13 protein-coding genes are annotated in these 12,398 nt (G+C 42.0%); 1 reads left to right on the top strand and 12 read right to left on the bottom strand.

Translation table 11 applies throughout. From position 1 onward, the window contains the following. Positions 1 to 14: 14 nt before the first annotated feature. Positions 15 to 869, bottom strand: a complete 855-nt coding sequence (locus ACXAD1_RS08750; RefSeq protein ID WP_206836823.1) for a GRP family sugar transporter — start codon at positions 867 to 869, stop codon at positions 15 to 17. Between the two features lie 292 nt (positions 870 to 1,161). On the opposite strand from ACXAD1_RS08750, the gene sstT reads away from it, so the two are divergent. After that, positions 1,162 to 2,394 (top strand): serine/threonine transporter SstT, encoded by a 1,233-nt coding sequence (sstT, locus tag ACXAD1_RS08745; protein ID WP_206836819.1) that lies wholly within the window; start codon positions 1,162 to 1,164, stop codon positions 2,392 to 2,394. A gap of 121 nt (positions 2,395 to 2,515) precedes the next feature. Here the strand turns inward: sstT and ACXAD1_RS08740 are convergent, their stop codons facing one another. The 11 genes from ACXAD1_RS08740 to ACXAD1_RS08690 form a co-directional block, all read right to left on the bottom strand. Next, positions 2,516 to 2,911, bottom strand: coding sequence for a VOC family protein (locus tag ACXAD1_RS08740; protein ID WP_206836816.1), 396 nt, complete (start codon positions 2,909 to 2,911; stop codon positions 2,516 to 2,518). 160 nt (positions 2,912 to 3,071) lie between these two features. Next, positions 3,072 to 3,515 (bottom strand): Rrf2 family transcriptional regulator, encoded by a 444-nt coding sequence (locus ACXAD1_RS08735; RefSeq protein WP_206836813.1) that lies wholly within the window; start codon positions 3,513 to 3,515, stop codon positions 3,072 to 3,074. A gap of 182 nt (positions 3,516 to 3,697) precedes the next feature. Then, positions 3,698 to 4,132 (bottom strand): SRPBCC family protein, encoded by a 435-nt coding sequence (locus ACXAD1_RS08730; RefSeq protein WP_206836811.1) that lies wholly within the window; start codon positions 4,130 to 4,132, stop codon positions 3,698 to 3,700. A 14-nt stretch (positions 4,133 to 4,146) separates the two neighbouring features. Next, positions 4,147 to 4,923, bottom strand: coding sequence for an SRPBCC domain-containing protein (locus ACXAD1_RS08725; protein ID WP_206836808.1), 777 nt, complete (start codon positions 4,921 to 4,923; stop codon positions 4,147 to 4,149). A gap of 172 nt (positions 4,924 to 5,095) precedes the next feature. Then, positions 5,096 to 6,082, bottom strand: a complete 987-nt coding sequence (lacD, locus tag ACXAD1_RS08720; RefSeq protein WP_206836805.1) for a tagatose-bisphosphate aldolase — start codon at positions 6,080 to 6,082, stop codon at positions 5,096 to 5,098. An 11-nt stretch (positions 6,083 to 6,093) separates the two neighbouring features. Continuing rightward, a complete protein-coding gene (locus ACXAD1_RS08715; protein WP_474909833.1) occupies positions 6,094 to 7,032 on the bottom strand; it encodes a hexose kinase in 939 nt (312 codons plus the stop codon). Continuing rightward, entirely contained in the window at positions 7,029 to 8,204 is a 1,176-nt protein-coding gene (gene nagA, locus ACXAD1_RS08710) for an N-acetylglucosamine-6-phosphate deacetylase (RefSeq protein ID WP_474909832.1), read from the bottom strand. The genes ACXAD1_RS08715 and nagA overlap by 4 nt, the downstream gene beginning before the upstream one ends. A gap of 94 nt (positions 8,205 to 8,298) precedes the next feature. After that, positions 8,299 to 9,471, bottom strand: coding sequence for an SIS domain-containing protein (locus ACXAD1_RS08705; RefSeq protein WP_206836798.1), 1,173 nt, complete (start codon positions 9,469 to 9,471; stop codon positions 8,299 to 8,301). 22 nt (positions 9,472 to 9,493) lie between these two features. After that, positions 9,494 to 10,399 carry an ROK family protein gene (locus ACXAD1_RS08700; RefSeq protein WP_474909831.1) on the bottom strand — a complete coding sequence of 302 codons (906 nt, stop codon included), beginning with the start codon at positions 10,397 to 10,399 and terminating at the stop codon, positions 9,494 to 9,496. Positions 10,400 to 10,540: 141 nt separating this feature from the next. Continuing rightward, a complete protein-coding gene (locus ACXAD1_RS08695) occupies positions 10,541 to 11,374 on the bottom strand; it encodes a carbohydrate ABC transporter permease (protein ID WP_474909830.1) in 834 nt (277 codons plus the stop codon). Between the two features lie 14 nt (positions 11,375 to 11,388). After that, entirely contained in the window at positions 11,389 to 12,342 is a 954-nt protein-coding gene (locus ACXAD1_RS08690) for a carbohydrate ABC transporter permease (RefSeq protein ID WP_474909829.1), read from the bottom strand. Positions 12,343 to 12,398 lie beyond the last annotated feature (56 nt).

The raw sequence follows: 12,398 nt of genomic DNA, 5'->3' as shown, positions 1-12,398 counted from the left end.
CCGCTCCCTTATTTTTATTTTTTCGTAAATCCCAGCAAAACTCCCCCTGCGATAATAAACAAACAGCCAAGGAGAACCATAAACACCTGCTTTTTGCTTTTGCGTTCATTTAAAAAGAAAAGACCGCCAATGGTCGATATCACAATTCCGGTCTGAGAGAGTGAAAAACTGGTGGCCACTCCGATCTTTGGAAGTGAAAGCAGCAATCCCAGATTCCCCGTACTCCAAATAAGCCCCGTAATGATATTCCGGACAGCAAATTTGTTATATGGCTTGTGGCGCAAAGTAATGAGGAAGGCTCCTGTTACCATCCCAATCGCTTGCGGCAGAATCGCAGACCAGCCGTCAATTTCAAACCAGCGGATTAATACGACATACCCTACAAATCCTGCCGTAGATAAAAGCAGTACAAGCAGGCCTTTCTTGAGACTTTTTCCCTGTTCCTTTGCATCCCCCTGTTTAAGAGACGTCAGAACGGCACCGACAATGATGCAGACCAGAGAGCCGACCCCTATTATAATGCTCATCGTTGTTTCCCATTCTTTAAAAATGAATACCCCAAAGAAAGTTGTTCCTATAAGCTGCAGGCCTGTGGACATCGGAGCTGTCTTGGCAACCCCCAAATAGCGGACTGCCCCAAACTGATTCTTCTGCCCAATCGACCAGAATAAGCCAGAAATGAAGCCGACTGCCCAAACAATATTGGACAAATCCGGCCTTTTGAAAAGATAAACAGCGATGGCAAATAACAGGGCTCCTATTGTCGTACCCAGTGTCTGGCTGTCCTCATCCCCGCCAAGCTTGTTGCTGACAAATACAATGCTGCCCCAGGAAACCGCTGCTATGAGGGCTAATAGAATTCCTGTCATGGTGTGTACCCCATCTTTCGCTTTATGTACATTTTTAGATTGCGGTTATAGAAAGGCTTCTATTCCACAAGCAAAAAAGTATTGAATTTTTTAGTATCATTCCACAAAAATAAACTAGTGAAACCAACAGCATCAGCATTCTATCTCAAAAAAGACCGTTTAACAGATATTTCAATATAATAATTTATCGCACAATTTATAATATTTGTGTTAAACTAACTAATATCACTGTCGAATAACAGTGAAAGGCATTTATTCTCTTTTATATAATAAGGACTTCGGAGGGAATTCTATGAAAAACGCACTCAGCAAGTGGAATCAAATAAGCCTGGTAAAAAGAATTCTGCTGGGTATCATTGCAGGTATTGCCCTGGCTTTGACTATTCCTAAAGCAGCGGGATGGATCACCATCTTCGGCACTCTTTTTGTAGGTGCATTAAAAGCTGTAGCACCGGTATTGGTATTTTTCTTGGTAATGCACGCCATTTCCAAACATAGAAGCGGCCATAAAACGAATATGAAATCTATTATCGCCCTTTATGGTTTAAGTACATTTCTTGCTGGATTTGTCGCAGTTGTTGCGAGCTTCATTTTTCCGGTTACCCTGTCACTTGCTCCCGGAGCTGAGGATGTAACACCTCCTGGAGGGATTGCAGAAGTTCTTAAAACCCTGCTGACAAACGTGGTGGACAATCCGGTCAATGCACTGATCAACGGCAACTATATCGGTATTCTGACTTGGGCGATTCTCCTCGGCATGGCTTTAAGAAAAGCTGCTGATACAACAAAAAACATGCTCGCAAACTTCTCGGATGCCATCTCGACTCTAGTAAAATGGGTGATTAACTTCGCCCCAATCGGGATTATGGGTCTCGTGTTTGATGCGATTGTCACCAATGGTCTTTCTGCACTGCTTGATTACGGAAAACTGCTTGCAATCCTGCTGGGTTCCATGTTCTTTATTGCCCTTGTTGTAAATCCGCTGATCGTATTCTTAAATATTCGCAGGAACCCATATCCTCTAGTATTTAAGTGCCTGAGAGAAAGCGGAATTACAGCATTCTTTACGCGCAGTTCAGCAGCAAACATCCCTGTAAATATGAGCTTATGCGAAAAGCTAGGGCTGGATGAAGATACTTATTCTGTATCCATCCCATTAGGCGCCACGGTTAACATGGCAGGTGCAGCTGTTACGATTTCTATTCTGACTCTTGCAGCTGTCCATACGCTGGGCATTCAAGTGGACTTTGCAACTGCCCTTATCCTTAGCGTATTAGCAGCAGTTTCTGCTGCAGGTGCTTCAGGTGTAGCAGGCGGATCGCTTCTTCTAATTCCTTTAGCAGCCAGCTTATTCGGAATACCGAATGACATCGCGATGCAGGTTGTCGGTGTAGGATTCATCATTGGAGTTCTTCAGGATTCATGTGAAACGGCCCTTAACTCGTCATCAGATGTTCTATTTACCGCAACTGCTGAATATGCAAAGAAACGCAAGGAAGGCAAGATTGTGAAAATCAGTGCCTGATAACAAAATAGAGGAGCCAGTCCTCTGACTGGCTCCCCCATGAAAAAAAGCCCTCTCGCGATGGAGAAGGCTTTTTTCATTTATGTATTTTCCCATATGATGCTATAAGTTTTAGGTAAGTTTACTTGGCATTTGCATCCGGCTGGTGAATACCGAAAATATTCCCTTCAGTATCCTTATAGTACCCCTGCCAAGCCATTCCAGGAAGAGCATACTTCGGCAATGCGACAGTGCCGCCATTCTCAAGGATTCGGGCTTCAGCTGCATCATAGTCCTCCACACCCATCGTGCAGGCATATCCATTTAGCGCTTGATTAGCCTCTGGAGGTGGTCCCTGCCTCTTCATTAGAGCACCGTTAATGCCCTGCTCATCTTCATTTCCAGTGACTGCTCCATAATAAGGCATTCCGGCATACTCACTCCAATCCTGAAATGACCATCCGAATACCTCGCTATAAAACTTCTTGGCCCGTTCCATGTCGTCTACATGAACTTCAAAATGAACTAATCTGCCCATAGTCTCCTCCTTATACTCGTAATCGCTTACAAGTTAATTATAAGGCTTGTGGAAAAAAGTACAACTTAAAAAGGCACCCTTCACATGTAGAACTTTACCATTCTTCTTATTACTCAATGATAATTTCTTTGCATAATCATATAAATTTCCCCAAAAAAAATTACACAGATTGATTAAAATTCATTTTGTGATTCTTTGTGAACTCAATTTCTTTTGCAATATCAGCGATATATTTATTGTTCAGCTCATCTTTCATCCTTTTCTCTGCTTCGATCATCACCTTTTCAATTGGGCAATCTTCATTTGAAAAATCCTCATGCTCCAAAGAACAATTAAACAAAGTGGTGTGCCCTTCAATGGCATGAATTACATCCAAAAAAGAGGTTTTACGAGTACGGCTTACAATGCTGTATCCGCCCTTAACACCAGGAGTTGATTCGATCAGTCCTGCTTTTACTAGTTTTGTAAGAATTTTGGACAGGTAGGTCGGCGAAAGATTTTGGATTTTAGCCAGCTGTTCAACGCCAACGGATCTCCCCTTCGGTGTTATAGTTAAATAGACCATCGTGTGCAATGCATAATTGGTGGCTTTTGAATATTTCATTTGCAGTCTCCTTTATTAATACATTAAAGACCCTTAATATCTGTAATTACCTTAACCAAAATCTCAATAATAATCAAGTAACACTATTCTAACTTATTGTTACTGATGAAAAATAAGGTGCCAGCCTCTGTATACTTGAGGCAGACACCCTTATTCAACCTACAGGAAACCTGCAATAAAAATTATTTTTCAAGAATGGCTTTTATTAGTTTCAAATCCTTCATGTTTGCTCTTCTCATCATGGGTGCCATGAATGGAGACATGATCTTATTAAAGCCATTTGGGTTTCCTTTATTTCTTATAGTCATTTGAGTATGGTTTTCATCTATAGCTTGCCATGTATAGATGGTTTCCATGGGAAATGGGCCGTTTGCTGTTTTCATTGCCATTTTCCTTTCAGGAATGAATTCTGCAATTTCATATACATATTCAAGCTCCCTGCCAAGAAATTTTGCTTTAAAAGCAACTTGGGAGCCCAGCTGAAGCGGTTTTGGTGTCTTCCATTCAACAGATTGTATATTCACATACCAATCAGGAGCATGATCAGGGTTAGCGGCATATTCAGCAACTTGTGTAATAGGGCAATTAATTGTTATTTCTGTAAAAACATCTACCATCTCGGCCTCCTAAATTAATTGTCTTCTACGTAGTTTTTTAATAGGGTGCCAAGCAAGTATTCCCATCCCTTGGAATGCTCCTCTTCCCATTGGTCCTGAATAACACCAGAAGCTGTATGGGAAAGCTGAAGCAGTGTACCACCTTCTTTTTCAAGAAGACGATACGTATAGGCACTGTTGACCGCTCCCTGCATGCCAAGATGGCCATGCAGCCGTATTTCTTCAGGAGCATTCACATAATAAACATTCCCCCACACTGCACCTTCTTTTTCACCCCATCTTTCGATAAACTGTCCGCCTATAACTGGCTCAAAAGTAAAGTGAGAATCTACTCCTTTTGGAGCTATGCGGAACTCCCACCAATCTTCCACCTTTTCGGTTAATGCTCTGAATACTTCTTCACGTGGTGCATCAAGAATAATCTCCTGTTCAATACGAAAATCCTTAGTTGATTCCATCGTTTTCTCTCCTCCTTTTTCTGTTACTGTCTTCCGTAAATTAAGCAGCGAGTTTGCTGTAGATTGCATGTATTTGTCAACCCAGCGCTCATGCACTTCCTGAAGTGGAATTGCATTAAGAAAATGCCTTTTATATTTTCCTTCACGCCTTACCAGGACCAAATTCCCTTCCTCTAAAATATTTAGATGCTTCATAATGGCATACCTAGTGACTTCAGGAAAATGGTCGTCTAGTTCTCCAGTTGTTCTTGGCGATACCTTAAGAATATCGAGAATTTCCCTGCGGATCGGATGTCCCAATGCTTTAAAAACGGTAGATAATTCATCGTCCATTCCATCGGCCCTTTCCAAAATGATCATTTACACGTGATCAAATGGTAACGTGTTTTATGTGACCTTATGGTAACATATCTATCATTACCAGTCAAGATAACCATAAAACCCCCTTTATCCATTAAGATAAAGGGGAATAATATCAATTAATAATGTTAATTATCCAGTATTTCTATGATAACTTCTCAAACCATGGGCTTGCCGTTTCATTCAAGACCTCATTGAGTTCCTGGATATTCTTTCTGCCAGTGTCCTGCAGCCATGCACGTCCTGCTTCTGGCCCCTTTTCAGAAAATGGAGCTACACCATTTTTCCAGGTAGCACGTCCGCATAATACGCCATTAAAAGTGGAACCTGAATCCTTAGCAAATTTTAAAGTTTTCTGGAACAGTTCTGCACTTACCCCTGCACTCAAAAAAATGAACGGCAGCTTTGTTGCTTCGCTTTGTTCTTTGAAATATGCAGCAGCTCTTTTTTTGTCATAGGCTGTTTCTCCATTTGTGTACCCTTCGACAAAATTCATATCGACCGGAACTTCAACTTTCAAAACGTCCACCTGGTACTGAGGCTTTGAAAATTCCCTCATAGCCTCAATCACTTTACGCGGCTTGACCTTTGCGTATTCTATGCTTTTTACATCATCCAATTCCGAATCATAAGTGATAATCTCAAGGAAAAACGGTATGTCCACTGCCATACACTCTGATCCCACACGTTCCATATAAACATGTTTATATGCATTAATTTTTTCATCTTCATCCACATCGTAATACAGTAAGAACTTTATTGCATCCGCTCCAGCTTCCTTCAAGCGTTTAACGGACCAGTCCTCCAATAGATCTGGCAATCGACCCGCAGCGGCTGCATCGTAGCCCGTTTTTTCATAAGCCACTAATAAGCCAGCCTCAGGATGCCGGGCTTTTGCAGCAGGCAGGCCATATTCAGGATCTAATAGGATCGAAGTTGCATAGGGAGTTAACTCTTGAGAAACTAATTCTTTAAAGAGGACGATTCCTTCATCCCCGACTCCACCTGTGCTTCCTTCAGCAAGCATCTTTTTTAACGAACCGCGCTGATCAATCGCCAATGCTCCAATAATCCCATTTTCACTAGATAAACGCTTTAGGGCAGAAATTTTGCTGTCCGTAAGCTGTAACATGCCAATCACCTCTATGAATCTATTTTTTTCACCTGAACGAACTCATAAAACTGTTTGAACTTAGCTATATTAATATGACCGGTCTTTGCCTCCATCGCATTGAGCATTCCAGTGGTCATGGCTGTTTTCAGTACAGCATCTACAGAAACATTGTTATTCAGAGATACCGCTAACCCTGCGACCGTAGCATCACCCGATCCAACAGGGTTTACAGCGTCAATTTCAGGAATGGTAACTTGAAAAAAATCTCCTGCATGCTTCACAAAAGCTCCCTTACCGCCCATCGATACAACGATCCAGTCAACCCCAAGAAACATATCAGAGTTCAAGACTTGTTTCAGGCTGCTAAGGCTTTGATCTACTTCTATACCAAGAAGCTGTGAAAGCTCCGTAATATTCGGTTTAATGGCATTTGGTTTATCCTTATGCAGCAGAACCTCCCTCAGAGGTTCCCCAGATGTATCAACAATCACAGGGATTTTCTTTCTTCTGCACATTTCGGACATATACCGGTAAAATTCAGAGGGCAACCCTTTTGGCAAGCTGCCTGAAATCGTCACAATAGATGCAGCTGACAGCAGGATTTCAAACTTTTCGAGAAAGTCCGTGCCATCTTCAGGCATTAGAGCCGGTCCTGACTCTAAAATCTCCGTTTGTTTGCCATGATGGAGAATTGCTATACAATTTCGGGATTCTTGGTTGATTTTTAAGAAATGATTATCAATCCTGTCATTCGTCAATTCCTGAACGATGAAGTTTCCAGTTGTGCCACCAAGTACACCCGTAGCCAAAACGGCTTCACCCATCTGCTTCACGACGCGGGCAACATTAATGCCCTTTCCGCCTGCGGTTTTACAGACTCCTTCGACACGGTTCACATCATTAAGTTTGAAATCAGGAATCGGATAAGAAATATCAACCGATGGGTTCATCGTAACAGCTAAGATCATCCTTCTCCCTCTTTCTGAATAAAGCTTTCAGCTTGATACCTGCAAATACCATTAAGATACGTTCCCATTAACTCAAGCTGTGGAGTCAGTACAATAAAATCCGCATCATATCCAGCCGCAATCTTTCCGCATTCTCCATCAAGCTGAATACTTTTCGCAGGTGCAGTACTTGCCATATAGATCGCTTCCTCAGGTGCAGCAATCCCCCACTCTACAGCATTTTTTACTGCATGTATTAATTGCAATATACTGCCTGCTAAACTGCCACTTTTTAATCTGGCTGCTCCTCCCCTCACATCAACGCGGAATTCCCCTAACTGATAGCAGCCTTCAGGCATGCCTCCAGCCATCATACAATCGGTCACCAAGACCGTTTGATCCCGTCCCCGGGTATTCATTAAAATGGCTGCGGCTGCAGGATGGACATGGTGTCCATCACATATAATTTCAGCAAACACATTAGGCAGGTTCATCGCAGCTCCTGCCATGCCAGGTTCACGATGATGAAAACTGCTCATGCCATTAAACGTATGAACAAATACGGAAGCTCCCTTTTCAACTGCCCGCTTTGCTTCTTTATAACTGGCATCACTATGGGCTAACGCTACAGTAACCCTTTGCTTCACAGCATGCTCAATAAATTCAGCTGCTCCCTTTCGTTCAGGAGCAATGGCAATTTTTTTAATAAAATGGTTCGATTGCTTCTGCCATGTTTCCAGCATTTCAATCGAAGGATCACAAAAATACTTTGGGTTTTGTGCTCCTTTATGTACCTCTGTAAAAAATGGACCCTCCAGGAAAATTCCTTTTATTTTCGCCCCCTGCACCTTTGAATAATTTTCGCCAATCATTGCCACCACATCGGACAATGTCTCAAAAGAAGAGGTTAAAGCAGTGGGCAAAAATGATGTCACTCCACATTCGAGCAATCCATTAGAAATAGCGTTTAATCCAACCAATTCATTATCCATAACATCATGGCCCATAAATCCATGAATATGTGTATCAACTAAGCCAGGAGCAATCCAATGTCCTGTATAGTTCAGCACTTCCGACTCCTCCGGAAATGTTTCAATGAAACCAGCAAATTTCCCCTTATTGATTTCCAGATAGCCTGGACCGGCAACACCGTCCTCCAAAAAGAACTTGTCAGCATAAACAAATTTTTTCATACCAGCACCTCTGTTTTTTTAAAGCTTAGCGCCGCCTTCTTTCTTCCTGTACGGCCCTATCTTTCCGATAGGGCCATTTAATTCAGCCCTTCTGCTATTTACACTTGAATTCATGGATTGTGACACCTTTTACAACGCGGTTAACAGTTCCGCTTGGTGAGGGGGTATCCGGTTTATTCCCGACTTTAACGGAAGCCAGCAAAGAAATCGTTTGACCGACCATAACGAATGGCAAAGACAAATAGGCATCTGGTACAGCCCCCGCCTCCCTTTCGAACAAGAATGCATTTCCGGCATAATTGATGTCCCCCTCAACAGCAATAGCACAAACAGTGCTGGCAATCTGGTCCTGTTTCAGCTCGTTTAAGATATCTAAATCGTATTGGCGGGTATAAAGCTGGTTGGAGACAAAGCCAAATACAATGGCTCTATCATTGATAAAAGACTTTGGACCGTGCCGGAATCCCATGGATGAATCGTATGCGGTCACAATTCTTCCGGCAGTCAACTCCAAGATTTTCAATTGCGCTTCTCTTGCCAAGCCCTCAAATCCCCCTGACCCTAGATAAATAATCCGATCAAATTCTGCATTCATTATCTTTTCAATTTCCACTTTCCTGCCAATGACACTATCTCCCATACGGCGAATGGTTCTGACAATGTTTTCTTTTTCTTCATCAGTTAGGGAATCAAAAATAAGTAAGGCAGTTAACGTCATACAGGTGTAGCTTCCAGTCATCGCAAATCCCTGGTCATTAGACTTTTCAGGCATTAATACCAGCAGATTGTAATTATCTCCAGCTGCCAGCTGAGCTAATTTGCCTTCCTTTGAACAAGTAATGGTGATTTGATATAGATCCGTGACGATTTGTTTTGCCAGCTCGACTGCAGCAATGCTTTCAGGGCTATTGCCGCTTCTGGCGAAAGATACGAGCAGGGTCGGGATTTCAGCTTTAAGAAATTGATATGGATTGGACACAATAGACGTCGTAGGAATACTTTGCATGTCCCACTGATTTTCATCCGCTTTCCCTTTTAAATAAGGAGTAACGGTGTCACCAACATAGGCAGAGGTTCCGGCACCTGTAAAGATCACCCGGACCCGTTGGTGCTTTTCACTCAAATTCTGCAAGTATTCATTAATGAGCTCTCTTTTCTCTTTATAAATAGTTATAGTTTCAGCCCATAAATCAGGCTGTTGTTTGATTTCTGCAGTTGTAATTTCTGCTCCTAATGTCCTTAATTTTTCTCGGCTTAATGTGAACATTTTCTACACCCCTCTTAATCTATTAGATTTCTTCAAACACCCGTAAGGCCGCACCAATTACTCCATTATCCTGTCTGATGGTGCTAATCGTCATATTTCCTAAGAGATGCTTTTGTTCACTGATTTGGAAGGTTTCCAGTTTTTCCTTAATGATGTTAAGCAAAGAGGGATTATTTGCAATCACGCTTCCGCCTAACACAACTCTATGCGGGTCCAATAAGCATGATATGGAGTAGAGTCCTTGAGCCCACAGGTTTGTCACCTCACCTATGATGGACTGATACTCAAATGCTCCCGATTTATAGTGTTCGAAAATATCTTTCGATGACAGCGATTCTTCCTGTAATTTCCTTCTAGCTAGCTTCTCAATAGCCGGACCAGCTGCTGCAGTTTCCAGACGATTCCACTTTGTTCCTTTTGCTCCTGACAAAACGGGTATTAAACCAAGCTCCCCTCCAAATCCAGCTCCTCTATAAAATGTCCCCTGGTTGATAATGGCGCAGGAAATGCCTGTGCTAATCGTTACATAAACAAATGTCTCGTTACTGTTTGCCCCGGCAGCCTTCCACTCGGCAAATGCAGCCATATAAACATCATTGTCTATGACAGCCCGCTTAAGTCCAAATTGATCAAGAAGCCTTTCCTTGATGGGAAATAGAGCCCATGGCAAATTATTTTGAAAAATAGCCATTCCCTTCTCCCTGTCCACCTTTCCAGGAATACCCACGCCCAGTCCCTCCATGTCATGGATAGACATAGAGGACTCAGTAAAAAGTCGTTCAACCGCATCTATTACCTTCTTAAACATCTTTTCTCTATCTGATGGATCGCTTTTTACTTCTGCCCGATTCAGTATCTCCCCTGTTTCTGAAATGATCCCAGCTGCAATCTTGGTCCCGCCAATATCAATGCCAATAGCCTTCTTCAAATCCCTCACCCCGAAACTAATAATAGGAATCGACCTTAAAAGGACGGTTTTATATCCAATTTACTAATAAAAAACTCATAGACAAAAAAGCTATGAATATATGGTTGCCCTTGCAAGCTTGAGGTTATTTAAGCAAAGAGCTTATTTCCCTCCTGTAACAGCAATCCCTTCAATAAACTGCTTCTGCAGGAAGATAAACAAGATCAGCATTGGCAGGATGGCTAAGAAAGATCCCGCCATCAGAATTGGGTAATTTGTCAAGAATTGCCCCTGAAGCGAGGTTAATCCCACTGATAGAGTCATAGACTCAGGAGAACTGTTGACAATCATCGGCCACATCAATTCATTCCAGCTCCAGAGTGTTGTAAAGATTCCTAGAGCGATTAAACCCGGCTTTGCAAGCGGGAGCATCACCCTCCAATAAATTTGAAAATGGTTGCAGCCATCAAGTCTGGCTGCCTCCTCCAATTCTTTGGGCAGTCCCATGAAAAACTGCCGCAATAGAAACGTGCCAAACGCGCTGAACAACCCTGGTACAATGACAGCCTGCAGGGAATTGAGCCATCCTAATTTCACCATAATCATATATTGCGGCAACAGGAAAACTTGCCCAGGCACCATTAACACAGTAAGCGCTAACAAAAATAGAATGTTTCTCCCCGGAAATTCAATTCTGGCAAAGGCATATGCAGCTAATGAACATAAGAACAATTGGCCTGCTGTCCGCAGAACTGTAATAATTACGGTATTGTACATAAATTTGAAAAAGGGCAGGAGTCCAAATACCTCTTTATAATTTCCCCACTGAAAATCTTCGGGTATCAAAACCGGGGGTACTTGAATCGATTCAGCATACGTTTTTAACGAGGTAAGGATCATCCATAGGAAAGGCAGTACCATTGCTGCAGCCCCAATAATCAGGATGAAATGGAAAAGGAATGTTCTACTTGCAATAAGCTTGAGTGCTCTGTCCATCGGCATCACTTCCTTTAATCATAATGAACCCACTTTTTCTGAAGAACCATCTGGATGGCTGTAATTATTAAAATGACCGCTAATAAAAGAACTGCAATAGCCGCAGCATATCCTTTATCATTTAGTACAAATGCATGCTGATAGAACAAATAAACAATAGACTGTGTACTTTCAAGCGCCGTGCTGCTTTTTCCAATCATCATGAAAATCAAGTCGAATACTTGAAATGCACCAATCAGTGACATAATGGACACAAAGAAAATAACCGGTGAAAGCAGCGGCAGTGTAATTTTAAAAAACACGGTGACAGGACCTGCCCCATCTATTTCTGCTGCCTCATAATACATCTTTGGAATGCCTTGCAGCCCTGAAAGGAAAATGACCATATTGTAGCCAATACCGCTCCAAATCGCTACCGCAATAATCGAATATAAAGCAATATTGGGATCACTTACCCATTGCGGCCCTTCAATTCCGACCAAGGATAATATATAATTAAACATCCCGTAGTCTGCGTTATACAGCCATTTCCAGACCATCGCAATGGCAGCTGGCATTGTGATGACTGGTAAAAAATACAAAGTCCGGTAAATAGATTTACCTTTGATATTCTGATTTAAAAGAACAGCCACAATAATGGACAGGAAAATTCCAATCGGCACTGTAAAAATAATATAGATGCTTGTGTTTTTAAATGCTTGAAGAAGAGTTGCATCCTCAAGCAATCTCTTATAATTGTCTAAGCCTGTCCACTCATACTGTCCAAATGAACCCCATTCGGTGAAGCTAAAGTAAAAATTCTGAATAATGGGCCAGAGATAAAAAATAAACAATCCAAGCATTGTTGGTGCAATCATAAGATAAGCCCAAAAATAGTCTGACCGCTTCCTTGTTTTGGCGAGGCTCGAAACCTTTATCCTTTTGGCTGTTTTTACTTCTGTCTGAAGAGGTACTTCCTTCAAAGTCATCCCTCCTTATATAAATGGAAGAGAAGAATTGCAAAATCCTTCTCTTCAATTAGTAG

The organism is Cytobacillus sp. ABV4_503 (genome assembly GCF_056158445.1).
Note: the sequence above shows the minus strand (reverse complement) of the source record. Positions and strands in the feature narration are given on the sequence as shown.